Here is a 25,941-nt window from a genome sequence, read left to right as displayed (position 1 = left end):
CTGAGTAAGAGGTAAGGTATGTTACAGGATCAGGATCGCATCTTTACCAATATCTACGGTCTCAAGGACAAGTCCCTGAAAGGCGCGATGAGCCGCGGCCACTGGGACGGCACCAAGCAGATCCTCGAAAAGGGTCGGGACTGGATCGTCAACGAGATGAAGGCATCCGGTCTGCGCGGCCGCGGCGGCGCTGGCTTCCCGACCGGCCTCAAGTGGTCCTTCATGCCGAAGGAAAGCGATGGCCGCCCGCATTATCTCGTCGTCAATGCCGATGAGTCCGAACCGGGCACCTGCAAAGACCGCGATATCATGCGCCACGATCCGCATACGCTGATCGAAGGCTGCGTCATTGCCGGTTTCGCCATGGGTGCGAACACGGCTTATATCTATGTCCGCGGCGAATACATGCGCGAACGCGAAGCCCTGCAGGCTGCGATCGACGAATGCTATGACGCCGGATTGTTAGGAAAAAACAATAAGCTAGGCTGGGATTTTGATGTTTTTGTTCATCACGGTGCCGGCGCCTACATCTGCGGCGAAGAAACCGCGCTGCTCGAAAGCCTGGAAGGCAAAAAGGGTCAGCCGCGCCTGAAGCCGCCGTTCCCCGCCAATATGGGTCTCTATGGCTGCCCGACCACCGTCAACAACGTCGAATCGATCGCCGTTGCCCCGACGATCTTGCGTCGCGGCGCCGGCTGGTTCTCGTCTTTCGGTCGTCCGAACAATGTCGGCACGAAGCTGTTCATGCTTTCCGGTCACGTCAATCGTCCATGCACGGTCGAAGAAACGATGGGCATCACTTTCCGCGAGCTCGTCGAGAAGCATGGCGGCGGCATTCGTGGCGGCTGGGACAATCTGCTTGCCGTCATCCCCGGCGGCGCATCGTGCCCGGTCGTTCCGGCGGCCGACATTATCGATTGCCCGATGGATTTTGACGGTCTGCGCGAAGTCAAGTCGTCCTTCGGTACGGCTGCTGCGATCGTCATGGACAAGTCGACCGACATCATCAAGGCGATTGCTCGCATCTCGGCCTTCTTCAAGCATGAAAGCTGCGGCCAGTGTACGCCGTGCCGTGAAGGTACCGGCTGGATGTGGCGCGTGCTGGAGCGCATGGCCAGGGGCAATGCGCAGAAGCGCGAAATCGACATGCTGTTCCAGGTGACGAAGCAGATCGAAGGCCATACCATCTGTGCGCTCGGCGACGCCGCCGCATGGCCTGTACAGGGCCTGATCCGCAACTTCCGCCCGGAAATCGAAAAGCGCATTGACCAATACACGGCCAATGCAACGAGCCACGGAGCGGTGCTGGAAGCGGCCGAGTAAGGACGATGATGGCGAAGAGCACAGATACCACGCAGAACAGCAGGGCAGCCGATGCATCGGCCGATCTCGGCCGTATTGCAGCGGATATGCTGCGGAATTCGCCCATTTTGCCGATCCACCCTTTGATGGCGCATCCGGCGGCAGCCTTTGCCGCCGCGACCGCGATCGGGTTCGGCTTCTCGTCGCAGATGGCCGGCGCATTCTTCGGCGCGCTGCAGGGCGCGGTCGAGGCGACCAACAAGCTCGCCGTCGCGCTCGACGAGAAAGACGATGCCGCTGTCGAGGAGAAGCCGGCCGCAAAAAGCGAAGAGGCAAGGGAGGCGAAGCCGGTGAAGGCATCGCCCGTTGCCAAGCCCGTCGAAGCAACGCCCGTCGAAGCAAAGCCGGTTAAAGCAATACCGGTTAAGGCAGCGCCGGTTGAGGTAACGAAGGTCGAGCCGAAGCCAGTCGCGGCGAAAGCAACGCCGGCAAGGGCCCCTGCCAAGGCTAAGGTCGTTCCTGCCAAGCCGGTTGCGGCAGCGGCGCCTGCGCGCAGCCGTAAGGCCGTCGTGAAGGCCGACGACCTGAAGCGGATTTCGGGTATCGGTCCGAAGCTGGAGCAGGTTCTGAACGAACGCGGCATTCTGCGCTTTGTCGATATCGCCGCTTGGAACGAGGCGGATGTCGAGCGGATCGATGCGGAACTCGGTTTCGACGGCCGTATCCGGCGCGACGATTGGGTTGGCCAGGCAAAAGCGCTCCAGCCAAGAGGTCGGGGTTGAGAGTTTTCTTCGGCGATGCCCCAAGCGGCCGAAGAGTGTGAATAAGGCGGTGGACATGTTGCGGGCGGGGTCTCGCGATGTTTCAGCCGGAACGCTGATCTTGTGGGGGCAAGGTTCGGCAAAGGTGATTGTGAGCAAGACCGGTGCCATGCGGCTCAAAATGCCGCGCCGGTGGCGAGACGGTGTTGCGATCATGAAATTGTCTGCGGCCAGGTTCGGCGGCAGACGTGACATAGGACTGAGTGGACGATGGCAAAACTGAAGATTGACGGTAAAGAGATCGAAGTTCCGGATCACTACACGCTTATCCAGGCGTGCGAGGAAGCCGGCGCCGAAGTCCCGCGCTTCTGCTTCCATGAAAGACTGTCGGTAGCCGGCAATTGCCGCATGTGCCTCGTCGAGGTGAAGGGCGGTCCGCCGAAGCCGCAGGCCTCCTGCGCTATGGGTGTGCGCGATATCCGCGGCGGCCCGAACGGCGAGCTTCCGGAAGTCTTCACCAACACGCCGATGGTCAAGAAGGCCCGCGAAGGCGTGATGGAATTCCTGCTGATCAACCACCCGCTGGATTGCCCGATCTGCGACCAGGGCGGTGAATGCGACCTGCAGGACCAGGCCATGGCCTTCGGTATCGATAGTTCGCGCTATCAGGAAGACAAGCGTGCCGTTGAGGACAAGTACATCGGCCCGCTCGTCAAGACCGTGATGAACCGCTGCATCCACTGCACGCGCTGCGTCCGCTTCACCACGGAAGTCGCCGGCATTTCCGAACTTGGCCTGATTGGCCGTGGCGAAGATGCCGAAATCACCACCTATCTCGAGCAGGCAATGACCTCCGAACTGCAGGGCAACGTCGTTGACCTCTGCCCGGTTGGCGCGCTGACCTCGAAGCCCTTCGCCTTCACGGCCCGTCCGTGGGAACTGAACAAGACCGAATCGATCGACGTCATGGACGCGCTCGGCTCGGCCATCCGCGTCGACACCCGTGGCCGCGAAGTCATGCGCGTGCTGCCGCGCGTCAACGAGCAGATCAACGAAGAGTGGATCTCCGACAAGACCCGCTTCATCTGGGACGGTCTGAAGACGCAGCGCCTCGACAAGCCCTATGTCCGCAAGGATGGCCGCCTGCAGGCTTCGACCTGGGGTGATGCCTTCGCCGCCATCAAGTCCGCGGTTGCCGCCACCAGCGGCGACAAGATCGGCGCGATCGCCGGCGATCTTGCTTCCGTCGAGGAAATGTACGCGCTCTCCGAACTGCTGAAGTCGCTGGGATCGGAAAATCTCGACTGTCGCCAGGACGGGACGGCGCTTGATCCGTCGCTTGGCCGTGCAAGCTACATCTTCAACCCGACCATCGAGGGCATCGAAGCAGCCGATGCGCTGCTGATCATCGGCGCCACTCCGCGCTTCGAAGCGGCCGTGTTGAACTCGCGCATCCGCAAACGCTGGCGCAAGGGTAAGTTCCCGATCGGTGTGATCGGCGAACATGCCGCCCTGCGTTACTCCTATGACTATCTCGGCGCTGGTCCGGATACGCTGGCTGATGTCGTCAGCGGTTCGCACAGCTTCGCCGACGTTCTGAAGAATGCGCAGAAGCCGATGATCATCATCGGTCAGGGCGCGCTCATCCGCGAAGACGGCGCCGAAGTGCTGGCGAATGCCGCCAAGCTCGCTGCCGCTGTCGGCGTCGTGAAGGACGGCTGGAATGGCTTTGCCGTGCTGCATACCGCAGCTTCCCGCGTCGGCGGCCTCGACCTCGGCTTCATGCCGGGTGCAAAGGGCGTCAACGCTGCGGCGATGCTGTCGTCGATGGACGTCCTCTTCCTGCTGGGCGCTGACGAGCTCGACTTCACCCGCAAGGGTGCGAAGTTCACTGTCTACATCGGCTCGCACGGCGACAATGGCGCGCACAATGCGGACGTCATTCTGCCGGCCGCTACCTACACCGAAAAGTCGGGCACCTGGGTCAACACAGAAGGCCGCGTCCAGATGGGCAATCGTGCCGGTTTCGCACCGGGCGACGCTCGCGAGGACTGGGCCATCATCCGCGCCCTTTCCGACGTGCTCGGCAAGAAGCTTCCCTTTGATTCGCTGAGAGAATTGCGCGCCAAGCTCTATGCTGCGTTCCCGCATTTCGCCGGCATCGACGAGATCGCTGAAGGCGATAGCGCCCAAATTGTCGCACTTGCGAAAAAAGCCGGCGCGATGGGCAAATCCGCATTTGCTTCGCCGATCAAAGACTTCTATTTGACGAACCCGATAGCGCGCGCCTCGGCCGTCATGGCCGAGTGCTCGGCATTGGCCCGCAACAATTTCCAGGCTGCGGCAGAGTAAGGGCAGAGGACTATGGATTCATTCGTTTCGACCTATCTTTGGCCGGCGCTGATTATCATCGGTCAGTCCCTGCTGCTCCTGGTCTGCCTGCTAATCTTCATCGCCTATATCCTTCTTGCCGACCGCAAGATCTGGGCGGCGGTTCAGTTGCGCCGCGGCCCGAACGTCGTCGGTCCCTTTGGCCTGTTCCAGTCCTTCGCCGACCTTTTGAAGTTCATGGTCAAGGAGCCGATCATCCCGGCCGGCGCCAACAAGACCGTCTTCCTGCTGGCGCCGCTCGTCTCCGTGGTCCTGGCGCTCTCCACCTGGGCCGTCGTGCCGCTGGCGCATGGCTGGGTCATCGCCGACATCAATGTCGGCATCCTCTACATTCTGGCGATTTCGTCGCTGGAAGTGTACGGCATCATCATGGGCGGCTGGGCTTCGAACTCGAAGTATCCGTTCCTCGGCGCGCTGCGTTCCGCCGCGCAGATGGTGTCCTACGAAGTCTCGATCGGCTTCGTCATCGTTACCGTGCTGCTCTGCGTTGGTTCGTTGAACCTGACCGATATCGTCATGTCGCAGCAGACCGGCCTCGGTACCAAGCTCGGCCTGCCGGCGTCGTTCCTCGACTGGCATTGGCTGTCGTTGTTCCCGATGTTCACCGTGTTCTTCATTTCGGCGCTCGCTGAAACGAACCGTCCGCCATTCGATCTTCCGGAAGCGGAATCGGAGCTGGTTGCCGGCTTCATGGTCGAATATGGCTCTTCGCCGTACATGATGTTCATGCTCGGCGAATATGCCGCCGTCGTTTTGATGTGCTCGCTGACCACGATCCTCTTCCTCGGTGGCTGGCTGCCGCCGGTCGATATCTGGATCTTGAACTGGGTCCCCGGCGTCATCTGGTTCCTGCTGAAGTCGTGCCTCGTCTTCTTCATGTTCGCGATGGTCAAGGCGTTCGTGCCGCGCTACCGCTACGACCAGCTCATGCGCCTTGGCTGGAAGGTGTTCCTGCCGCTGTCGCTCGCTATGGTCATTATTGTTGCATTCGTGCTGAAGCTGACGGGATGGGCATGATGATGTCGATCCTCGCTTCAAGCAGATTTGGAGGTTGAAGATGGCCGGACTTTCCAACGCCGTCAGCTCACTGTTCCTCAAGGAATTCGTCGGCGCATTCTTTTTGTCGATGCGTTATTTCTTCAAGCAGAAGGCGACGATCAATTATCCCTTCGAAAAGGGGCCGGTCAGCCCGCGCTTCCGCGGCGAACATGCGCTGCGCCGTTATCCCAACGGCGAAGAGCGCTGCATCGCTTGCAAGCTCTGCGAAGCCATCTGTCCTGCTCAGGCCATCACCATCGAAGCCGGGCCGCGCCGCAATGACGGCACCCGCCGCACGGTGCGTTACGACATCGATATGGTGAAGTGCATCTATTGCGGCTTCTGCCAGGAGGCTTGCCCGGTCGACGCCATCGTCGAAGGGCCGAACTTCGAATTCGCCACGGAAACCCGCGAAGAGCTTTATTTCGACAAGGCGCGGCTTCTCGAAAATGGCGACCGCTGGGAACGCGAAATCGCGCGCAACATCGCGATGGACTCGCCGTACCGCTAAGCGGAATTTTGAATATGCCGTGACGGGCGGCTGAGATTGTCGCCGTCGCGGTGGAATAGAGACCGGGGCTTTGCCGGACGCATGTCCAGCCAAGTCCCATCGGGCAGGGACACTCCCGGCTGCCCGGGGGAAGACGAAAAAGGCACCAACATGGGTCTGCAGGCTCTTTTTTTCTATATCTTCGCCTTTGTCGCGGTGGCGTCGGCGTTCATGGTTATCTCGGCGCGGAATCCGGTCCATTCGGTCCTGTTCCTCATCCTGGTATTCTTTAATGCCGCCGGCCTCTTCCTGCTGATGGGGGCGGAATTCCTGGCGATGATCCTGCTGGTCGTCTATGTCGGCGCCGTCGCAGTCCTCTTCCTCTTCGTCGTCATGATGCTCGACATCGACTTCTCCGAGCTCAGGGCAGGCATTTTGGAATATGCACCGATCGGCGCGCTGATCGGCATCATCCTCGCCGCCGAGCTGATCGTCGTCATCGGCGGCAGCGTGATTTCACCTGTTGTCGCTAAGTCGGTCGCTATGCCGATCCCGGCGGTGACGACCCGCACGAACACCGCAGCACTCGGCGACGTGCTTTATACCAACTACGTTTATTTCTTCGAGATCGCCGGTCTTGTGCTTCTGGTCGCGATGATCGGCGCGATCGTGCTGACGCTGCGGCATCGCACCCACGTCAGACGCCAGAGCATTCCGCAACAGGTCGCCCGCACGCCTGCGACCGCCGTCGAGGTGGTCAAGGTCAAGCCGGGGCAGGGCGTCTAAGGCGCGGCACGAGGGTCAAAGGAACAAGAATATGGTCATCGGACTTTCCCACTACCTGACGGTCAGCGCCATCCTTTTCGTGCTCGGCGTTTTCGGCATTTTCCTGAACCGCAAGAACGTCATCATCATCCTGATGTCGATCGAGCTCATCCTGCTTGCGGTCAACATCAACATGGTCGCCTTCTCGTCGTTCCTCAACGATATCGTCGGCCAGGTCTTCGCTTTGTTCATTCTGACCGTCGCTGCTGCCGAAGCGGCCATCGGTCTTGCAATTCTCGTCGTCTTCTACCGTAACCGCGGTTCTATCGCGGTCGAAGACGTCAACGTGATGAAGGGCTGATACAGCTATGTTTTTATATAAGGCTATCGTCTTTCTTCCCCTGATCGGCGCGATCATCGCCGGCCTGTTTGGCCGCGGGATCGGCGCCAAGGCTTCGGAATACGTTACCAGCGGCTTGATGATCATCGCCGCGGTTCTGTCATGGATCGTCTTCTTCACGGTCGCGCTTGGTCACGGCGAGGGCCCGATCAAGGTGGAAGTGCTGCGCTGGATCCAGTCCGGCGGCATCGATGTCTCCTGGATGCTGCGCATCGATACGCTGACCTCGGTGATGCTGATCGTCGTGAACACGGTTTCGACCCTCGTTCACATCTATTCGATCGGATACATGCATCACGATCCGCATCGTCCGCGCTTCTTCGCCTATCTCTCGCTCTTCACCTTCGCCATGCTGATGTTGGTGACCTCCGACAACCTCGCCCAGATGTTCTTCGGCTGGGAAGGCGTCGGTCTGGCCTCCTATCTGCTCATCGGTTTCTGGTTCAAGAAGCCGTCCGCATCTGCGGCCGCGATCAAGGCCTTCATCGTCAACCGCGTCGGCGACTTCGGTTTCGTGCTCGGCATCGCCGGCGTCTTCGTTCTCTTCGGCTCGATCAATTTCGACGTCATCTTCGGCAACGCCCAGAGCTTTGCCGCGGGGCAGGGCGGTCAGCCGGGCGATATCGTGCTCAATCTCTTCGGCATGCATCTTGATCGTGCGCATGCACTGACCGGCGTCTGCCTGCTGCTCTTCATGGGCGCCATGGGTAAGTCGGCGCAGTTCCTGCTGCACACCTGGCTGCCGGACGCCATGGAAGGCCCGACCCCGGTGTCGGCGCTCATCCATGCCGCGACCATGGTCACCGCCGGCGTCTTCCTCGTCGCTCGCATGTCGCCGATCTTCGAACTGTCGCCGGACGCCCTGACCTTCGTCACCATCATCGGTGCGATCACGGCGTTCTTTGCGGCAACCGTCGGTCTGGTGCAGAACGATATCAAGCGCGTCATCGCCTATTCGACCTGTTCGCAGCTCGGCTACATGTTCGTCGCTCTCGGCGTCGGCGCCTATGGCGCAGCCATCTTCCACCTGTTCACGCACGCCTTCTTCAAAGCGCTGCTCTTCCTCGGTGCCGGTTCGGTGATTCACGCCGTCGACGGCGAGCAGGACATGCGCCACATGGGCGGTCTGCGTAAGCATATTCCGAACACTTTCTGGATGATGATCACCGGCACGGTGGCGATTACCGGCGTCGGCATCCCCTTCACGCATTTCGGCTTCGCGGGCTTCATTTCGAAGGACGCGATCATCGAAGCTGCGTTTGCCTCGCAAGGTCCGGCTGCAGGCTTTGCCTTTACGCTGCTGGTTATTGCCGCCCTGTTCACGAGCTTCTATTCCTGGCGTCTGATCTTCATGACCTTCTACGGCAAGCCACGCGCTTCGCATGAGGTCATGCATCACGTGCATGAATCGCCGAACGTCATGCTGATCCCGCTCTATCTGCTGGGGCTCGGGGCTGTCGCCGCGGGCATGGTCTTCAGAAACGATTTCGTTGGCGAGGCCTATGGCGAGTTCTGGAAGACTGCGCTGTTCACACTGCCGACCAACCACATCTTCGAAGAGATGGAACATGTTCCGGCTTGGGTGAGCGTCAGCCCGTTCATCGCTATGCTGCTCGGCTTCGTTCTGGCCTGGTACATGTACATCAGGTCGCCGCAGACGCCGCGCATCCTCGCGCAGCAGCATCGCGTGCTCTACGAATTCCTGCTGAACAAGTGGTACTTCGATGAGCTCTATGACTTCCTCTTCGTTCGCACTGCCAAGGCGCTTGGTCGCTTCCTGTGGCAGAAGGGCGATATCGGGGTCATCGACACGTTCGGCCCGAACGGTGTCGCCGCCCGCGTCGTCGATGTCACCAACCGCGTTGTTCGCCTGCAGACCGGTTACCTCTATCACTATGCCTTCGCGATGCTGCTCGGTATTGCGGCCCTCGTTACCTGGATGATGCTCGGGAGTTCCCTCTGATGACCGATTGGCCTATTCTTTCAACGGTCACCTTCCTGCCGCTGGTGGGCGTCCTTCTCCTGTTGTTCATGCGGGATGACGGACCCAACGGCCGCCGCAACATCCTCAACGTATCGCTGCTGACCACGGTCTTCACGTTCGTCGTGTCGCTGTTCGTCTGGATTGGCTTCGACAATGCCAATCCGGGCTTCCAGATGATCGAGAAGCATGACTGGCTGAGCTCCGGCATCAGCTATCACATGGGCGTCGACGGCATTTCCATGCTGTTCGTCATCCTGACCACCTTCCTGATGCCCTTCTGCGTGCTGGCGAGCTGGCTCTCGATCGAGAAGCGCCTGAAGGACTACATGATCGCCTTCCTCGTCCTCGAGACGATGATGGTCGGCGTTTTCACGTCGCTGGATATCGTGCTGTTCTACGTCTTCTTCGAAGCCGGTCTCATCCCGATGTTCCTGATCATCGGCGTCTGGGGCGGCAAGGATCGCGTCTACGCCAGCTACAAATTCTTCCTCTATACGCTGCTCGGCTCGGTGCTGATGCTGCTTGCCATCATGGCGATGTACTGGCAGGCCGGCACGACGGATATCCCGGCGTTGCTCGCCTACAAGTTCCCGCCGCAGATGCAGACGTGGTTATGGCTGGCTTTCTTCGCCTCCTTCGCGGTGAAGATGCCGATGTGGCCGGTTCACACCTGGTTGCCAGACGCGCACGTTCAGGCGCCGACGGCCGGCTCGGTCATTCTGGCCGGTATTCTTCTGAAGCTCGGCGGTTATGGTCTCATCCGCTTCTCGATCGGTATGTTCCCGAACGCGTCGGAATATTTCGCGCCGCTCGTCTACGCTCTGTCCGTCATCGCCATCATCTACACTTCGCTGGTGGCGATGATGCAGGAAGACATCAAGAAGCTGATCGCCTATTCCTCGGTCGCGCACATGGGCTATGTCACCATGGGCATCTTTGCTGCCAACCAGCAGGGTGTTCAGGGCGCGATTTTCCAGATGCTGTCGCATGGTATCGTCTCCGGCGCGCTCTTCCTTTGCGTCGGCGTGGTCTACGACCGCACCCATACCCGCGAGATCGCGGCCTATGGCGGCCTCGTCAACAACATGCCGAAATATGCCGTCGCGATGATGGTCTTCACCATGGCCAATGTCGGTCTGCCCGGCACCTCCGGCTTCATCGGTGAATTCCTGACCCTGATCGGCGTCTTCCGCGCCAACACCTGGGTTGCACTGTTCGCCGCGACCGGCGTTATTCTTTCAGCCGCTTACGCGCTCTGGCTCTACCGCCGCGTCATCTTCGGCGCGCTGGAAAAGGAAAACCTCAAGAAGCTGCTGGATCTGTCGCCGCGCGAACAGCTCATCCTCTATCCGCTGATCGCGATGACGATCTTCTTCGGTGTCTATCCGGCTCCGATCTTCGATGCGACGGCCGCTTCGGTGGATCTGCTTGTGAACAACTACACCGCAGCCCTGCACGCCGCGCAGAATGTTGCGCTGTCGATGAATTGATGACGGGACTTATTCGACATGACTGCTGACACAATTCTTGCAAGCCTGCATCTTTCCATCCCGGAGCTTATCCTCGCGGTCGGTGCGCTTGTGCTGCTCATGATCGGCGTCTTCGCGGGCGAACGGTCGGGACCGACGGTCACCGGTCTTGCCATTGCAGTTCTCGCAGTGGCCGGTCTCTGGATCATCTTCGTGCCGGGCGAAGGCCTGGCTTACGGCGGCGCTTATCTCGCCGATGGCTTTTCGCGCTTCATGAAGATCGTCGCCCTCGTGGGCTCGATCGTCGCCATGTTCATGAGCATGGGACATGCGCGCGAGCAGCAGCTCGATCGTTTCGAATTCCCCGTGCTGCTGCTGCTGGCGACCCTCGGCATCCTGCTGATGATCTCGGCGCATGACCTGATCTCGCTCTATCTATCGCTGGAGCTCCAGTCCCTGGCGCTCTACGTCGTTGCCGCCATCAACCGCGATAGCGTCAAGTCGACGGAAGCCGGTCTGAAGTATTTCGTGCTCGGCGCACTGTCGTCGGGCATGCTGCTCTACGGCATGTCGCTTGTCTATGGCTTCACCGGCCACACCACCTTCGATGCGATCGCCACGGCGCTCAGCTCCGAGACCCGTTCGCTCGGCCTCGTCTTTGGTCTGGTCTTCGTTCTCGCGGGCCTTGCCTTCAAGATCTCCGCCGTGCCGTTCCACATGTGGACGCCGGACGTTTATGAAGGTGCGCCGACCCCGGTCACCGCCTTCTTTGCCGGTGCCCCGAAAGTGGCGGCTATGGCGATCCTGACCCGTATCGTCGTCACCGCTTTTCATCCGGTGCTTGCCGACTGGCAGCAGATCATCGTCTTCATCTCGATCGCTTCGATGCTGCTCGGTTCCTTCGCCGCAATCGGTCAGCGCAACTTCAAGCGACTGATGGCCTATTCCTCCATCGGTCACATGGGCTATGCGCTTGTTGGTCTTGCCGCCGGCAGCAAGACCGGCGTCTCCGGTGTCATGCTTTACATGGTCATCTACATGGCCATGACGCTCGGCTCCTTCGCCATCATCATGGCGATGCGTCGCAACGACGGCCGCCAGGTTGAGAATATCGACGATCTCGCCGGCCTTTCGACGACCAATCCCTTTATGGCGGTCGTATTGACGGCGCTGATGTTCTCGCTTGCCGGTATCCCGCCGCTCGCCGGTTTCTTCGGGAAGTACTTCGTCTTCATTGCCGCCATCCAGGCCCATCTCTATGCGCTCGCCATCATCGGCGTTCTCGCATCGGTCGTCGGCGCCTACTATTATCTGCGCGTCATCAAGGTGATGTGGTTCGATGAAGCCAAGGACGAGTTCACCCGTACGGCCGGTTCGCTGCGTCTGGTCTTCGGCCTTTCCGGTCTCTTCGTCGTCACCTATGTCTTCTTCGGCGGTGCTATCGGCGGTGCGGCCGATCTCGCTGCCGCGACGCTGTTTTGATGACGTCTGATATGAACAGCTGGAAGTCGCTCGCCGACTTCCGGCATGATGCCCTTTCAGAGACAGCATCCACCAATAGCGAATGCCTGGAGCGGGCGAGGGCAGGCGATGCCGGCAATCTCTGGGTAACGGCAGGCCGCCAGACGGGTGGCCGCGGACGCCGCGGACGCGCCTGGGTGTCCGAACCCGGCAATCTTTATGCTTCCCTTCTTCTGATCGATCCGGCTCCTATGGACCGCCTTGGCTCCCTGCCGCTGGCTGTCGCCGTTGGCGTGCACCAAGCGGTGCGCAGCGTGCTGCCTCTCGCCGCGGAACCGGTCGAGGTCAAGTGGCCGAACGATATCCTGATCGGCCGCAAGAAGACTTGCGGCATTCTGATCGAGGGAGAGGCTCTTCCCGACGGACGCTATGCGCTGGTGATCGGCATCGGCATCAACATTGCCGTCAAGCCGGAAAACCCGCTCTATCCGGTCACCTGCCTGCATGAGCATGGCTCGACCGTATCGCCGGAAGAACTGTTTGCGCATCTCTATGCGTCCATGGCCGAAGCCTTGGCGGTCTGGAATAGCGGCAAAGGTGTTCGCGAGGTTACAGCACGCTGGCGCGAGGTCGCCTGCGGCATCGGGGAAAAGATCACTGTGAATCTGCCGGATCGTTCGATTTCCGGCCATTTTGCCGGAATCGATGATAATGGCTTGTTGATGCTCGATACTGGCGGCGGCAAGATTTTGCCGATTGCTGCGGGCGATGTTTTTTTCAGATCGTAGGTAAAAGATAGATATGGCAAACCAAGACGAACTGGTGTTTTTGCCACTCGGCGGCGTCGGCGAGATCGGCATGAATCTCGCGCTTTACGGCTATGGCGCGCCGGAGCATCGCCAGTGGATCATGGTCGATTGCGGCGTCACCTTTCCGGGGCCGGACCTGCCGGGCGTCGATCTCGTGCTCCCCGATATCCGTTTTCTCGCCAAGGAACGCAAGAATCTCAAAGGCATCATCATCACGCATGCGCATGAGGATCACTATGGCGCATTGAATGATCTCTGGCCGGGCCTGAACGTTCCCGTCTATGCGTCGGCCTTCACAGCCGGCCTGCTGGAAGCCAAGCGCGACTATGAGAAGGCGATGGGCGAAATCCCGATCACGCCGTTCAAGGCCGGCGATCGTATCAATGTCGGCCCCTTCAGCATCGAAGGCGTCGGCGTCAATCACTCCATTCCCGAGCCTATGTCGCTGGTGATCCGCACGCCGGTTGGCAATGTCATTCACACCGGCGACTGGAAGATCGATCACGAGCCATCGCTTGGACCGCTGACCGATGAGGCGCGTTTCCGCCAACTCGGTGATGAAGGCGTGCTGGCGTTGATGTGCGATTCCACCAATGCGTTGCGAGACGGCGTATCTCCCTCGGAAAAGGATGTTTCCGAAAGCCTGCGCAAGATCATCGAGGATGCCGAGGGCCGGGTGGCGATCACCACCTTCTCCTCGAATGTCGGCCGCATCCGCACCATTGCCGAGGCCGCCGAGGCCGCAGGCCGCGAGATTTTGCTGCTTGGCAGTTCGCTGAAGCGCGTTGTCGATGTTGCCCGTGACATCGGCATTATGGAGGGCATCAAGCCGTTCATTGCCGAAGATGAATATGGCTATATCCCGCGCGACAAGGTCGTCGTCATCCTGACCGGCAGCCAGGGCGAGCCGCGCGCTGCTCTCGCCAAACTTTCGCGCGACGAAATGCGCAACGTCGCGCTCGCCGCCGGCGATATCGTCGTTTTCTCCTCGCGCGCCATTCCCGGCAATGAGAAGGCCATCCAGGATATCAAGAACGGGCTCACCGAGCAGGGCGTGCATGTGGTGACGGATGCTGAAGCGCTGGTCCACGTCTCCGGCCACCCGCGCCGCAACGAGCTGCAGAGGATGTATGAATGGACGCGGCCGAAGATCGTCGTGCCGGTGCATGGCGAGGCGACGCATCTGACCGCACATAAGGAATTGGCCGAACAATCCGGCATTTCCATCGTGCCACGGGTTCGCAACGGCGACATATTGCGGCTGGCTCCAGGCCCGGTCGAGGTGATCGGCGAGGCGCCGCATGGCCGCATCTTCAAGGATGGCACGCTGATCGGCGATTTTGACGAGATGGGCATAGGCGAGCGCAAGAAGCTCGCCTATGTCGGCCATGTCGCCGTGAATGTCCTGCTCGATGCCCGTTATGAGATCGTCGGCGATCCCGATCTCGTCGCGATCGGCTTGCCGGCCTATGACGACGAAGGCGAGGATATGGAAGACACGCTCTTCGATGCCATCGTCAGCGCCATCGAAAGCATCCCGCGCGCCCGCCGCAAGGATATCGACATGCTGCAGGAAGCTGTGCGTCGCGCCGTACGCGCCGCTGCCAACCATGGCTGGGGCAAGAAGCCGGTCGTGACGGTGTTCGTCACGCGCGTGCCCGGTTAATAGCGTTTCTATCTGGTCGGGGAGGAGGGGCAGCCATGCTCGGACGCATCAATCACATCGCGATTGCCGTTCCTGATATCGCCGCCGCTTCCGCCACCTATCGCGATACGCTCGGCGCCAAGGTCTCGGCGCCGCAGCCCTTGCCGGAACACGGTGTCACCGTCGTTTTCATCGATCTGCCGAACGGCAAGGTCGAGCTATTGGAACCGCTCGGCGACGCCTCGCCGATATCCGCCTTCCTGGCGAAGAACCCCGATGGGGGCATGCACCATATCTGCTACGAGGTGGATGATCTTCTGGCCGCACGTGATCGGCTTCTCGACGCCGGCGCCCGTGTGCTCGGCAATGGCGAGCCGAAGATCGGCGCCCACGGCAAGCCGGTGCTCTTCCTGCACCCCAAGGATTTTTTTGGGACTCTCGTCGAGCTTGAGCAGAGCGCGACCCCTTAGATCGGCGTTCGACACAGCAGTGTGACATTAGAGCGCTGAACTGCGCTTTGAAACAAGGAAGCTTTGGCTCTATAAGCTGGTTGGGACGAGGAGAGTGCGGGCCGGTTTGAAGCCTGTCTTGAGGAAGCATAATGGTCCAGCAGATTTTTTCGACATGCGCTGTCTATTTCGTTGTCTGGTGGATCACGCTCTTCGCCATCCTGCCGTTTGGTTTGCGCACCCAGGCCGAAGACAATCATGTGGTCCTCGGCACCGTCGAAAGTGCGCCGACGAAATTCCGTGGTTTAAGAGTGGTGCTGATCACGACGCTGGTATCCGGCCTGATCTACGGCGCCTGGTACATCAGCTCCCACTATCTGGGCATCGGCTTCAACTCGATCCCACCGATCATTCCACGCTACGACGGCTGACGTTTATCCTCGAAATTCTTTGCAATTTGCGGCTGAAATCCTCTGCCACCGAATAGTCAGCAATCCGTCATACCCTTGTCATCAGTTTGAGGCAAAGAGGCTGCGCAGCGGCGATGATCCCGTTGCGTTGACTTGACTGCGGTTGGGAACGGTTCCAAAGCCTGCCGGCTCGAAAAGGTCGTGATCAGGGCCGCAGAAAAGCAAAAAAAAACAAGGCTGTAAGCCTTGTTTTTAAGTATCGCGTGATCCTTATCCGTTGCCGGGGCTGCGAGCGAGCGCGCCTAAGATCTGATCCTCCCAAGACTTGACCGCGAAACGACAAGAATTTAGCCTTCTTGCCTCTTTTGTGAGCTAAAATTAGCTCAAAGATTGGCCGTTGTCATCTGTTTTTTTGCATTTTTGCTACAGTCGCGCAGAATTTTTCTGTTGACACATTTCTCTTCCAAATCCTTATAAACGTGCATTTTTTCGAATTTCCAAAAATATATGACGTTGCCCAACATTTGCGGGTGTTCGCCCGCTTTACTCGCGCTAAATGCGGGTTTCTTTCCTGCGCCGAAGCAGTTATGAACTCCTCCAGCAGTTAAATTCTAACGATTCCGCCAAATGCGGAACGTCAAACCATCTGGAATCAGCCCATGCGCCTGTCTCGTTACTTCATGCCCATTCTGAAGGAAAATCCCAAAGAGGCTGAAATTGTTTCCCATCGGCTGATGCTGCGCGCCGGCATGATCCGCCAGCAGTCGCAAGGCATTTACTCCTGGCTGCCGCTGGGCAAGCGCGTCCTCGACAAGGTCAACAATATCATCCGCGAGGAACAGAACCGTGCCGGCGCCATCGAGCTGCTGATGCCGACGCTGCAGTCGGCCGAGCTCTGGCAGGAAAGCGGCCGCTATGACGCCTATGGCAAGGAGATGCTGCGCATCCAGGACCGCCAGGAGCGCCCCATGCTCTACGGCCCGACCAATGAGGAGGTGGTCACCGACATCTTCCGTTCCTACGTCAAGTCCTACAAGGACCTGCCGTTGAACCTCTATCATATCCAACTGAAGTTTCGCGACGAGATCCGCCCGCGCTTCGGCACCATGCGCTCGCGCGAATTCATGATGAAGGATGCCTATTCCTTCGATCTGACGCTCGAAGGCGCGGTGCACTCCTATAACAAGATGTTCGCTGCCTATCTGCGCACCTTCACTCGACTGGGTCTCAGGGCAATTCCGATGCGCGCCGACACCGGCCCCATCGGCGGCGACCTCAGCCATGAATTCATCATCCTCGCCGACACCGGCGAATCGGAGGTCTTCTGCCACAAGGATTTCGTCAATTTCGACATCCCCGCAGACGACACGAATTTTGATGACGTCGCTGGCCTGAAAGCCATCTTCGACAAATGGACGTCGGTCTATGCGGCGACCTCCGAGATGCATGACGAGGCGGCCTTCAACGCCATTCCGGAAGGCGAGCGCCTGTCGGCCCGTGGCATCGAGGTCGGCCATATCTTTTATTTCGGCACGAAATATTCCGAACCGATGGGCGCGAAAGTGCAGGGTCCTGACGGCAAGGAGCATGCCGTCCATATGGGTTCTTACGGTATTGGCCCGACACGCCTTGTTCCCGCCATCATCGAAGCATCGCATGATGAGAACGGAATCATCTGGCCGGCGTCGATCGCGCCCTTTGATGCCGTCGTGATCAACATGAAGGCCGGCGATCAGGCCTGCGACGCGGCTTGCGAGACGATCTATGCGGCGCTCTCGAAGGCCGGCAAGGACGTTCTGCTTGACGATACGGACGATCGTGCCGGAACGAAGTTCGCCACTGCCGACCTGATCGGCGTGCCCATGCAGATCATCGTCGGGCCGCGTTCGATCGCGAACGGCGAAGTGGAAGTCAAGGATCGCAAGACCGGCGCCCGCGAAACGATCACCGTCGAAGCGGCGATCAATCGGCTGGCAGGCTGATAAACGATAGGATGAGAAGCGAATGGCGGTAGGCGAGGCAGTGAAGCAGCAGGAGAAGGCCTTCAAAACCGGCCCGTCATCGCGTCCGTTCTCCGGCTTCGAGCGGCTTGTCGCCTGGCGCTATCTGCGCGCCCGGCGCAAGGAGGCGTCGATCTCGGTCATCGCCGGCTTCTCGCTGGTCGGTATCATGCTGGGCGTTGCGGCATTGATCATCGTCATGGCGGTCATGAACGGTTTTCGCGCCGAGCTCTTCAAGCAGATTCTCGGTTTCAACGGCCATGTCGTTGTTCAGCCCGTGGATTCGCCGCTGAATGATTATGCCGCGCTGGCACAGAGGCTCGCTGCCGTCCCGGGCGTTACCATGGCTCTGCCGCTGGTCGAAGGCGAGACGCTGGCTTCCGGCCGCGGCGGTTCCGGCACCGGCGCGCTCGTGCGCGGCATCCGTGCTGAGGACCTCACCAAGCTCAAGACTGTTTCGGACCACATCGTCGATGGCGACATGGTCGGCTTCACCGCCGGCCAGGGCGTCATGGTGGGTTCGCGCTTGGCGCGGCAACTGGGTCTGACGGTCGGCGACCAGATTACGCTGACTGCGCCGGACGGCGACGTGACGCCTTTCGGGGTCAATCCGCGCGTCAAGGCCTATACGATCTCCGGCATCTTCGAAGTCGGCATGTCGGAATACGATTCCTCCGTCGTCTTCATGCCGCTGGAGGAGGCGCAGCTCTTTTTCAACGCCGAGGGGATCGTCGAGAAGATTGAACTCTTCGTCAGCAACCCGGATGATGTCGACGCACTGAGGCCGCAGATCGAAGCGGCGGCGGGGCGGCAGGTCTTTCTGACCGACTGGCGGCAGGTGAACGAGACCTTCTTCTCGGCGCTGCAGGTCGAACGCAACACCATGTTCATGATCCTGACGCTGATTGTCATCGTCGCGGCGCTCAACATCATTTCCGGTCTGATCATGCTGGTGAAGGACAAGGGAAGCGATATCGCCATTTTGCGCACCATGGGCGCGACGTCGGGGGCGATCATGCGCATCTTCTTCATGACGGGTGCGGCGATCGGCGTCGTCGGCACCGTCGCCGGCGTCGCGCTCGGTGTCGTCGTCTGCCTCAATATCGAATCGATCCGTCAGTTCTTCTCCTGGATATCCGGCACGGTGATCTTCAATCCCGAGGTCTATTTCCTCAGCAAGTTGCCGGCGGAAATGAATCTCGGCGAGACCCTCTCCGTGGTCGTGATGGCGCTGACGCTCTCCTTCCTCGCCACGATCTTTCCGGCCTGGCGTGCCTCGCGGCTCGATCCGGTGCAGGCGCTAAGGTACGAATAAGGAATTCCACATTTGATCAAACGCAACGTCGTTCTCCAGCTTACGGGCGTGGAGCGTCATTACGGGCAGGGCGAAACGCGGCTGTCGATCCTGAAGGGCGCCGATTTCGCCTTGACCAGCGGCGAGATCGTTGCCCTGGTCGCGCCGTCGGGAACGGGGAAATCGACGCTTCTGCACGTTGCCGGCCTGCTCGAACATCCAGATGGCGGCGAGGTGACGATCAATGGCCAGGCCTGTGAGGGACTGTCCGATGAAAAGCGCACGGCCGTCCGTCGCAGCGAGATTGGCTTCGTCTATCAGTTCCACCATCTGTTGCCCGAGTTTTCCGCGCTGGAAAACATCATGATGCCGCAGTTGATTTCCGGTCTCTCCCGGAAAGAGGCGAGCGCTCGCGCTGCCCAGCTCCTCGACTATATGCGCATTGGTCATCGCGCCGATCACCGCCCGGCCGAGCTTTCCGGCGGTGAGCAACAGCGCGTCGCGATCGCCCGCGCCGTTGCCAACGCACCACTGGTGCTTTTGGCCGACGAGCCGACCGGCAACCTCGATCCTGATACGGCGCATTACGTCTTCGACGCGCTGGAGGCGCTGGTGCGTCAGTCCGGGCTTGCCGCGCTGATCGCCACGCACAATCACGAACTGGCGGCTCGCATGGACCGCCGCGTGACTATCCATGACGGTAAGGTCGTCGAATTCTGACGGTGCCCATCAAGGGACGATCAGTCCGCCGCGGTAATCCAGCTCATAGGCCTTGCGTCCGTTTACGAGGATGACCTCATGGCCGATAAAATGATCGCAGCCGCCGGTACTGCGATCGACATACTGGCCAAATGAATGGGCGAATTCGAAACCGCCGAGAAAGCGTTTTTCATCGAGGTAGAGCCGCATGAGCGCCGCCTTGATGACCATCCCTGCAGCCCTGCCATCGATCAGATCGGGCTCGACGATTCGTCCAAAATAATTCATCGCCCAGACCGGCTCGTCATCGTACCAGACGACTTCCTGTCCGGCGAAATCCGTGCCGCCGAAATAGCTATCGAGATAGCGCCAGCGGCCGCTGGCATAGCCGATGTCATGCGAGCCGCTCCGGCAGGACGGCAGCCTCTCGCCATCGCCGACATAGGTCTCCGCCTTCGCGGCAACAATAAAATCGTTCAGCGCGGCAAGATCCGGCATGACCCTCTCCATTACCCTCTCCATTCGTGGTGAGGGCACAGAATGCCACGCGCTCGATAGCAAGTAAAGAACATACAGTGAACAAATGAAAAGCCGCTACGTGTTTTCCCCACAAGCTTTCCGGCCGATATCGTCTTTCCAGTCCTGGATCTTGATGGTTTTGGCTTCAGTCTGGAGTTCCCTGCCACTCTTCGTCGCCTTGCCCGTCAGGACATTGTAGTCGCAGCTATAGCTTCTATCGGCGTCGAGATTGTCCCGGTAATCAAAGGTGTAGCCGGCGACGACGAAGGCGTTGTTGCGGAAGGCGAGGGTGAGCGTCTGATGCCAGCGGTCGCGCCCGATCGCGTCATTCTGGGACATGACGGCGATCGAACCATTGGGCAGCGCCGTGATAGAAGGCTCCTGACCGAAGATACCGCCCGGCTCGCCGCGGCCCCATACCTTGTCGGGTGCGGCGGCCGCCAGCTTGAGCAACTGATGTTCTTTGTCGCGGAGATAAATATAGATGCCGATCGTGGTCGCGTCGTCTGGCGGGGCCAACGCCAGCAAAGCAAGGTCCGGCTTACCGTCCTTGTTCCAATCGCCGACCGCCGCGTCGATGATGCGGTCGGGCGCAATGATATCGTCAGCGTGAGCCGCGGATGTAACCGAAAGCAGAATGAGAGCGCAGGCAAGTGGTTTCATCGTGATCCCCCCTCGCGTTTTCATAGCTTAGGGGTTGTGCTTCGGTCCATTGGTACTCTTCAAAATACTGATGATGAAAATTATTGATGCAGCTATTGACTCTCGAACATAAATAGAACAAAAAAGAAACATAACGAGTAAGGAGCGCGTAAATGACCGATATCATTCGAGACGTTGCAGCATTCACCTCCATCGTCATGTTTGTCGCCAGCTTTTCCCTCATCATGATGGCGATGTGAAACTTATCCCCACGGGTGTTGCGATGCGCCCGTGAATCATGAAGTCAACTTATGGACTTTATCGTCCGCTATGCCGAAAATGCAGCCGATTCATTTGGGCATGCGGAAAGGCATATGATGGCGGATATGATGAGCAGCGGCGCAGCGGGTGCGCCGGTCGGAGATACGCCGGAATTCGTGCATCTTCGCGTCCATTCCGCATATTCTCTGCTCGAAGGCGCATTGCCGCTAAAGAAGATCCTCGCCAAGGCGGCGGGCGACAATCAGCCGGCCATCGCCATCACCGATACCAACAACCTTTTCATCGCGCTGGAGTTTTCCCAGAAGGCGATGGATGAGGGCCTGCAGCCGATCATCGGCTGCCAGGTGTCGATCGACATGGAAGATAGTGTCGAGGGCGAAAAGCGCGGCCCGCAACAGGCACTCGCCAAGCTGCCGTCCATCGTGTTGCTCGCCGCCACGGAGCGGGGCTATGAGCGGCTGGTCGATCTCGTGAGCCGCGCCTATCTGGGCGGCGAAGGCAATCAGGCTGTCCATATCACCGCCTCCTGGTTGAAGGAAATCGGCACGGACGGCATGATTGCGCTGACCGGTTCGCTTGGCGGTCCGGTCGATATGGCGTTGAAGGAAGGCCACGCGCCGCAGGCGCTGTCGCGTCTGCTGACGCTCAAGGACCTGTTCGGTGATCGGCTTTATGTCGAATTGCAACGTCACGGCACCTATGATCGTCGCCACGAACAGAAGATGATCGCGCTCGCCTATGAGCATGAATTGCCGCTGGTCGCGACCAACGAGGCCTTCTTCCCGACGCGTGAGGACTATGAGGCCCACGACGCCCTCATGGCGGTCGCCCACAATGCCATTGTTTCGGACGACACTCGTTTTCGCCTGACACCGGATCACTATTTGAAGAGCCGCGCCGATATGGCGAAGCTGTTCGCCAATCTGCCGGAAGCCTTGGAGAACACCGTCGAGATCGCCCGGCGCTGTTCCTTCGTCTTGAAGACACGCAAGCCGATCCTGCCGCGCTTCACCGGCGCCACTGACGATCCGGAGGAGGCCGAACGCGCCGAGGCGGCGGAGCTGCGCGCCCAGGCGGTCGAAGGTCTCGACCGGCGCCTCGCCTCGCTCGGTATGGCGGCGGGCTACGCGGAGAAGGACTATCGCGAGCGGCTGGAGTTCGAGCTCAGCGTCATCGAGCGCATGAAATTCCCTGGCTACTTCCTGATCGTCGCGGACTTCATCAAATGGGCCAAGCAGCATGATATTCCGGTCGGCCCGGGCCGCGGTTCGGGCGCGGGCTCACTCGTTGCCTATGCGCTGACGATTACCGACGTCGATCCGCTGCGTTTCTCGCTGCTGTTCGAGCGCTTCCTCAATCCGTCGCGCGTCTCGATGCCGGACTTCGACATCGACTTCTGCCAGGATCGTCGCGAAGAGGTGATCCGCTATGTCCAGGCCAAATACGGCCGTGAGCAGGTGGCGCAGATCATCACCTTCGGTTCGCTTCAGGCGCGCGCCGCCCTTCGCGACGTTGGGCGCGTGCTGGAAATGCCCTACGGCCAGGTCGACAAGATTTGCAAGCTGGTGCCGAACAACCCCGCCAATCCGACCCCGCTCAGCAAGGCGATCGAGGAAGAACCACGTCTGCAGGAGGAGGCGGACAAGGAACCGGTCGTTGCCCGTCTGCTCGATATCGCCCAGAAGATCGAGGGCCTTTATCGCCATGCCTCGACACACGCCGCCGGCATCGTCATCGGCGATCGGCCGCTGTCGAAGCTGGTGCCGATGTATCGAGACCCGCGCTCCGACATGCCGGTCACCCAGTTCAACATGAAGTGGGTGGAACAGGCCGGCCTGGTCAAGTTCGACTTCCTCGGCCTGAAGACGCTGACGGTTCTAAAGACAGCCGTCGATTTCGTCGCCAAGCGCGGCATTACACTTGATCTCGCCAGCATCCCGCTCGACGACAAGAAGACTTACGACATGCTCTCGCGCGGTGAGACGGTCGGCGTGTTCCAGGTGGAAAGTGCGGGCATGCGCAAGGCGCTGATCGGCATGCGCCCGGACTGCATCGAGGACATCATCGCGCTGGTCGCCCTCTATCGTCCGGGCCCGATGGAAAACATCCCGGTCTACAATGCCCGCAAACACGGCGAGGAAGAGATTGAATCGATCCATCCGACGATCGATTATCTGCTGAAGGAGACGCAGGGCGTTATCGTCTATCAGGAGCAGGTGATGCAGATCGCCCAGGTCCTGTCTGGCTATTCGCTCGGCGAGGCCGATCTTCTGCGCCGCGCCATGGGCAAGAAGATCAAGGCCGAGATGGACCAGCAGCGCGAACGCTTCGTCGATGGCGCCGTCAAGAATGGCGTATCGAAAGGCCAGGCGGACGTTATTTTCGACCTGCTTGCCAAGTTCGCGAACTACGGCTTCAACAAGTCGCACGCCGCCGCCTACGCCATCGTCTCCTACCAGACCGCCTATATGAAGGCGCATTATCCGGTGGAGTTCCTCGCCGCCTCGATGACGCTCGATATGGCGAATACCGAAAAGGTCAACGACTTCCGCCAGGACGCCAAGCGCCTCGGCATCGAAGTCATCGCGCCATCGATCCAGACCTCGTTCCGCCATTTCGAAACCGGTGACAGCCGGATCTACTATGCGCTGGCCGCCATCAAGGGCGTTGGCGAATCCGCCGTCGACCATATTGTCGAGGTGCGCGGCGACCAGCCTTTTGCCGGCATCGAGGATTTCTGCCTGCGCATCGATCCGAAGCAGATCAATCGCCGGGTGCTGGAAAGCCTGATCTCCGCGGGCGCCTTTGATTGTTTCGATATCGACCGCGCGCAACTGATTGGCGGGCTGGACCGGGTCATGGGCTATGCGCAGGTCGCGCAGGAAAACAAGCGAAGTGGTCAGTCCGATATGTTCGGAAGCGCTGCCTCGGGACCTGAGAAGATCTCATTCCCGCCTTTCACCCCCTGGCTCGCCTCGGAGCGGCTGCTACGCGAATTCCAGGTGCTCGGCTTCTACCTCACGGCCCATCCGCTCGACACTTACAAGAACGTCCTGAACAAGATGCGCGTGCAGACCTTCGCCGATTTTTCGGCGGCGGTGAAGCAGGGGGCCAGCAACGGTCGCTTGGCGGGCACCGTGATTTCCAAGCAGGAGCGCAAGACGCGCACCGGCAACAAGATGGGCATCTTCGTCCTCTCCGATGCCTCCGGCCAGTTCGAAGCTGTGCTGTTTTCGGAAGTGCTCAATCAGTATCGCGACGTGCTGGAAGTCGGCAAATCCTTCGTCATCACTGCGCAGGCGGACGAACGGCCGGAAGGCATCAGTCTGCGCCTACAGACGGCGCAGTCGCTGGAGGAAAAGTCGCTGCAGATGCAGAAGGCGCTGCGTGTCTATGTCCGCGATTCCGGTCCTTTGAAAGCGGTTGCCGCGCATCTCAACGCCAAGGGCGACGGCCTGGTCTCCTTCATCGTCATCAAGGAGGAGGGCAAGCGCGAGGTGGAGGTGGCGCTGCCGGAGAAATACCGCATCACGCCGGAGATTGCAGCCGCGCTACGCACCGCGCCCGGTGTGATCGACGTCGAGCTGGTCTAAAGCAATTCCAGGAAAAGTGCGCAGCGGTTTTCCGTCCGGAATTGCGAGAGAACAAAAGGACAGAGCGGTTCTGAGATTCCGTGAAACGCTAGCCGCTCTAGCCGTTTTTCCCAAGGGCGCCGCGATTGGTGATGGTGATGAAATCGGTCCCGTCGCCGGTTTCCGGGCCGATGCCGGTGTCGGAAATCGTCAGCGACGAACCTGCCGTCAGCAGATCCTCGATCTTGCGCCTGACGTCATCGGGTATGGTGATGCGGTCGAGCGCGCGGTCGGCGGCGTCGAGCGATTCCGCCTGCGCCTCGCTGGTGATGCCGAAGCGTTTCTTCGCCTCCTTGGAAAGATCGTCTTCCAGCGTCACGCCGAACCAGTCCGCCTTGCCGTTCACCTTGTCGATCGTATGGGCGGTGAAGAAATGCGTGCCAAGGGCTTCCTGTGGCTCGGCGATGATGGCGGGAGCTTCGAACAGCGGTTTGAAATTCTGCCGAACCATGATTTCGCCGTTCGGCGGTGCGCCCTTGCCGGCGACCTCATAGACCGCCTTCATCAGCGCCGGGCTCACCAGTCCGCCCGATGTCGTGATGTTGTGGGCTTTCTTGAAATCCGCGATCGCCTGCACCGTCGCCGGTCCAAGCATGCCGTCCGGCGTGCCGGTAACAAAGCCCATATCGTTCAAGATGCCCTGCAGATCGCGGACATTTTCCCGCAGACCTCGGCGTGTGATGAGAATGCCAAGCGGCGCCTGGTCGGCGGTGGGCACTGCCCGTACGGCCTCCGGTATGGGCAGAGCGGCGACATCGTTCGTGGCGACTTGCACCGGCTCCGCCTGCGGCAGAAAACCGGTCGTCGTCGGGCGCAGTTCGAGATCGGAGAACAGAGCGGCGGCGGGTGCGACTTCGGGTTGAAACAACATGGCATGTTGGAAAGGCTGCGGCACCAGCGGCTGGTCGGCGATAACGACATGCACGCCGCGTTCGGTCATCTGGTAGAGCATCTTGGCGAAGGCCTTGGGCATGCGCACGCAGCCGTGCGAGGCGGGATAGTTCGGCACCGAATTGGATTCGTGCAGCGCGATACCAGACCAGGTCAGCCGCTGCATGAAGGGCATCGGCGACGCCGAATAGAGATTGGACTCGTGATAGACCTCCTTCTCCAGAATGGAGAAGATGCCGCTCGGTGTCGTATGGCCGCGCTTGCCGGTCGAAACCTTCGATGTCGCCACCACCTGGTCGCCGTCATAGACGGCAAGCGATTGCCGGTCCTTCGATACGACGATCTGTAATGTGCGGGCATCCTCCGCGAAGGCGGGATGAACAAGGGCCGTGGCCGACAGCAGGCCAAGCCCGAAAAAGAAACGCGACTTCATATACACATACCAAAACGCAATACTCGTATCGCCTGAGGTTAGACTTCGAAGTTTAAGGAAGACTTGAAGAGGAGCCGCCCACCTGAATTGCTTTTTTCCTACTTCCTCAGCAAAGGCCTGTCCGATAGGCGCAATTGCGACCGGAAGTATTTTATGTAAATCTTAAATTGTAGGA

General features: G+C 59.8%; 21 protein-coding genes. 18 read left to right on the top strand and 3 right to left on the bottom strand.

The window, feature by feature from the left end; genetic code table 11:
- Positions 1 to 18: 18 nt before the first annotated feature.
- The 17 genes from nuoF to ACXHXG_RS00340 all read left to right on the top strand — a co-directional run bounded on the left by nuoF (position 19) and on the right by ACXHXG_RS00340 (position 19,388).
- Entirely contained in the window at positions 19 to 1,323 is a 1,305-nt protein-coding gene (nuoF, locus tag ACXHXG_RS00420) for an NADH-quinone oxidoreductase subunit NuoF (protein WP_028754009.1), read from the top strand.
- A 5-nt stretch (positions 1,324 to 1,328) separates the two neighbouring features.
- Entirely contained in the window at positions 1,329 to 2,084 is a 756-nt protein-coding gene (locus tag ACXHXG_RS00415; RefSeq protein WP_457898193.1) for an NADH-quinone oxidoreductase subunit E, read from the top strand.
- Positions 2,085 to 2,333: 249 nt separating this feature from the next.
- A complete protein-coding gene (gene nuoG / locus ACXHXG_RS00410) occupies positions 2,334 to 4,415 on the top strand; it encodes an NADH-quinone oxidoreductase subunit NuoG (protein ID WP_457898192.1) in 2,082 nt (693 codons plus the stop codon).
- 12 nt (positions 4,416 to 4,427) lie between these two features.
- Positions 4,428 to 5,471, top strand: coding sequence for an NADH-quinone oxidoreductase subunit NuoH (gene nuoH / locus ACXHXG_RS00405; RefSeq protein ID WP_457898191.1), 1,044 nt, complete (start codon positions 4,428 to 4,430; stop codon positions 5,469 to 5,471).
- 40 nt (positions 5,472 to 5,511) lie between these two features.
- Positions 5,512 to 6,003, top strand: coding sequence for an NADH-quinone oxidoreductase subunit NuoI (gene nuoI, locus ACXHXG_RS00400; RefSeq protein WP_104822689.1), 492 nt, complete (start codon positions 5,512 to 5,514; stop codon positions 6,001 to 6,003).
- A 150-nt stretch (positions 6,004 to 6,153) separates the two neighbouring features.
- Complete coding sequence (locus ACXHXG_RS00395) at positions 6,154 to 6,768, top strand: NADH-quinone oxidoreductase subunit J (protein ID WP_104822690.1); 615 nt, start codon at positions 6,154 to 6,156, stop codon at positions 6,766 to 6,768.
- 31 nt (positions 6,769 to 6,799) lie between these two features.
- Positions 6,800 to 7,108, top strand: a complete 309-nt coding sequence (gene nuoK, locus ACXHXG_RS00390; protein WP_004122490.1) for an NADH-quinone oxidoreductase subunit NuoK — start codon at positions 6,800 to 6,802, stop codon at positions 7,106 to 7,108.
- A 7-nt stretch (positions 7,109 to 7,115) separates the two neighbouring features.
- Complete coding sequence (gene nuoL, locus ACXHXG_RS00385) at positions 7,116 to 9,110, top strand: NADH-quinone oxidoreductase subunit L (protein ID WP_457898190.1); 1,995 nt, start codon at positions 7,116 to 7,118, stop codon at positions 9,108 to 9,110.
- On the top strand, positions 9,110 to 10,621 hold the full coding sequence (locus ACXHXG_RS00380; protein WP_260303814.1) for an NADH-quinone oxidoreductase subunit M: 1,512 nt from the start codon (positions 9,110 to 9,112) through the stop codon (positions 10,619 to 10,621). Before nuoL ends, ACXHXG_RS00380 begins: the two co-directional genes overlap by 1 nt.
- An 18-nt stretch (positions 10,622 to 10,639) precedes the next feature.
- Positions 10,640 to 12,082: an NADH-quinone oxidoreductase subunit NuoN gene (gene nuoN, locus ACXHXG_RS00375; RefSeq protein WP_457898189.1), complete on the top strand. Its 1,443-nt coding sequence runs from the start codon at positions 10,640 to 10,642 to the stop codon at positions 12,080 to 12,082.
- Between the two features lie 11 nt (positions 12,083 to 12,093).
- On the top strand, positions 12,094 to 12,849 hold the full coding sequence (locus ACXHXG_RS00370) for a biotin--[acetyl-CoA-carboxylase] ligase (RefSeq protein ID WP_457898188.1): 756 nt from the start codon (positions 12,094 to 12,096) through the stop codon (positions 12,847 to 12,849).
- A 13-nt stretch (positions 12,850 to 12,862) separates the two neighbouring features.
- Positions 12,863 to 14,536, top strand: coding sequence for a ribonuclease J (locus tag ACXHXG_RS00365; protein WP_104822695.1), 1,674 nt, complete (start codon positions 12,863 to 12,865; stop codon positions 14,534 to 14,536).
- A 35-nt stretch (positions 14,537 to 14,571) separates the two neighbouring features.
- Positions 14,572 to 14,985, top strand: a complete 414-nt coding sequence (gene mce, locus ACXHXG_RS00360) for a methylmalonyl-CoA epimerase (protein ID WP_457898187.1) — start codon at positions 14,572 to 14,574, stop codon at positions 14,983 to 14,985.
- A 131-nt stretch (positions 14,986 to 15,116) separates the two neighbouring features.
- Positions 15,117 to 15,395 carry a DUF1467 family protein gene (locus ACXHXG_RS00355; RefSeq protein WP_104822697.1) on the top strand — a complete coding sequence of 93 codons (279 nt, stop codon included), beginning with the start codon at positions 15,117 to 15,119 and terminating at the stop codon, positions 15,393 to 15,395.
- Positions 15,396 to 16,033: 638 nt separating this feature from the next.
- Positions 16,034 to 17,356 (top strand): proline--tRNA ligase, encoded by a 1,323-nt coding sequence (proS, locus tag ACXHXG_RS00350; RefSeq protein WP_283049983.1) that lies wholly within the window; start codon positions 16,034 to 16,036, stop codon positions 17,354 to 17,356.
- Positions 17,357 to 17,378: 22 nt separating this feature from the next.
- Entirely contained in the window at positions 17,379 to 18,689 is a 1,311-nt protein-coding gene (locus ACXHXG_RS00345) for a lipoprotein-releasing ABC transporter permease subunit (RefSeq protein WP_457898186.1), read from the top strand.
- A gap of 15 nt (positions 18,690 to 18,704) precedes the next feature.
- Entirely contained in the window at positions 18,705 to 19,388 is a 684-nt protein-coding gene (locus ACXHXG_RS00340; protein WP_104825055.1) for an ABC transporter ATP-binding protein, read from the top strand.
- Between the two features lie 9 nt (positions 19,389 to 19,397).
- Here ACXHXG_RS00340 and ACXHXG_RS00335 read toward each other — a convergent pair whose 3' ends face one another.
- Positions 19,398 to 19,865 (bottom strand): DUF5680 domain-containing protein, encoded by a 468-nt coding sequence (locus tag ACXHXG_RS00335; RefSeq protein ID WP_283049987.1) that lies wholly within the window; start codon positions 19,863 to 19,865, stop codon positions 19,398 to 19,400.
- A 96-nt stretch (positions 19,866 to 19,961) separates the two neighbouring features.
- The gene (locus ACXHXG_RS00330) at positions 19,962 to 20,549 is read right to left on the bottom strand and encodes a hypothetical protein (RefSeq protein ID WP_457898185.1); all 588 of its coding nucleotides are present in this window, start codon (positions 20,547 to 20,549) and stop codon (positions 19,962 to 19,964) included.
- A 356-nt stretch (positions 20,550 to 20,905) separates the two neighbouring features.
- Here ACXHXG_RS00330 and dnaE point away from each other — a divergent pair, with 356 nt between their 5' ends.
- On the top strand, positions 20,906 to 24,403 hold the full coding sequence (dnaE, locus tag ACXHXG_RS00325; protein ID WP_457898799.1) for a DNA polymerase III subunit alpha: 3,498 nt from the start codon (positions 20,906 to 20,908) through the stop codon (positions 24,401 to 24,403).
- A gap of 97 nt (positions 24,404 to 24,500) precedes the next feature.
- Here the strand turns inward: dnaE and ACXHXG_RS00320 are convergent, their stop codons facing one another.
- Positions 24,501 to 25,766 (bottom strand): L,D-transpeptidase family protein, encoded by a 1,266-nt coding sequence (locus ACXHXG_RS00320; protein WP_104822702.1) that lies wholly within the window; start codon positions 25,764 to 25,766, stop codon positions 24,501 to 24,503.
- Positions 25,767 to 25,941: the final 175 nt, after the last annotated feature.

Source organism: Rhizobium sp. LEGMi-198b (assembly GCF_054114205.1).
Note: the sequence above shows the minus strand (reverse complement) of the source record. Positions and strands in the feature narration are given on the sequence as shown.

Bases quoted from the DNA above. Each gene is read 5' to 3' on its own strand.
- mce (WP_457898187.1), top strand. From the start codon at position 14,572: ATGCTCGGACGCATCAATCACATCGCGATTGCCGTTCCTGATATCGCC.
- nuoK (WP_004122490.1), top strand. From the start codon at position 6,800: ATGGTCATCGGACTTTCCCACTACCTGACGGTCAGCGCCATCCTTTTC.
- nuoG (WP_457898192.1), top strand. From the start codon at position 2,334: ATGGCAAAACTGAAGATTGACGGTAAAGAGATCGAAGTTCCGGATCAC.
- nuoL (WP_457898190.1), top strand. From the start codon at position 7,116: ATGTTTTTATATAAGGCTATCGTCTTTCTTCCCCTGATCGGCGCGATC.
- nuoH (WP_457898191.1), top strand. From the start codon at position 4,428: ATGGATTCATTCGTTTCGACCTATCTTTGGCCGGCGCTGATTATCATC.
- ACXHXG_RS00355 (WP_104822697.1), top strand. From the start codon at position 15,117: ATGGTCCAGCAGATTTTTTCGACATGCGCTGTCTATTTCGTTGTCTGG.
- nuoF (WP_028754009.1), top strand. From the start codon at position 19: ATGTTACAGGATCAGGATCGCATCTTTACCAATATCTACGGTCTCAAG.
- ACXHXG_RS00395 (WP_104822690.1), top strand. From the start codon at position 6,154: ATGGGTCTGCAGGCTCTTTTTTTCTATATCTTCGCCTTTGTCGCGGTG.
- ACXHXG_RS00335 (WP_283049987.1), bottom strand. From the start codon at position 19,865: ATGCCGGATCTTGCCGCGCTGAACGATTTTATTGTTGCCGCGAAGGCG.
- ACXHXG_RS00380 (WP_260303814.1), top strand. From the start codon at position 9,110: ATGACCGATTGGCCTATTCTTTCAACGGTCACCTTCCTGCCGCTGGTG.
- ACXHXG_RS00345 (WP_457898186.1), top strand. From the start codon at position 17,379: ATGGCGGTAGGCGAGGCAGTGAAGCAGCAGGAGAAGGCCTTCAAAACC.
- ACXHXG_RS00365 (WP_104822695.1), top strand. From the start codon at position 12,863: ATGGCAAACCAAGACGAACTGGTGTTTTTGCCACTCGGCGGCGTCGGC.
- proS (WP_283049983.1), top strand. From the start codon at position 16,034: ATGCGCCTGTCTCGTTACTTCATGCCCATTCTGAAGGAAAATCCCAAA.
- ACXHXG_RS00370 (WP_457898188.1), top strand. From the start codon at position 12,094: ATGAACAGCTGGAAGTCGCTCGCCGACTTCCGGCATGATGCCCTTTCA.
- ACXHXG_RS00415 (WP_457898193.1), top strand. From the start codon at position 1,329: ATGATGGCGAAGAGCACAGATACCACGCAGAACAGCAGGGCAGCCGAT.
- ACXHXG_RS00320 (WP_104822702.1), bottom strand. From the start codon at position 25,766: ATGAAGTCGCGTTTCTTTTTCGGGCTTGGCCTGCTGTCGGCCACGGCC.
- dnaE (WP_457898799.1), top strand. From the start codon at position 20,906: ATGGCGGATATGATGAGCAGCGGCGCAGCGGGTGCGCCGGTCGGAGAT.
- nuoN (WP_457898189.1), top strand. From the start codon at position 10,640: ATGACTGCTGACACAATTCTTGCAAGCCTGCATCTTTCCATCCCGGAG.
- ACXHXG_RS00330 (WP_457898185.1), bottom strand. From the start codon at position 20,549: ATGAAACCACTTGCCTGCGCTCTCATTCTGCTTTCGGTTACATCCGCG.
- nuoI (WP_104822689.1), top strand. From the start codon at position 5,512: ATGGCCGGACTTTCCAACGCCGTCAGCTCACTGTTCCTCAAGGAATTC.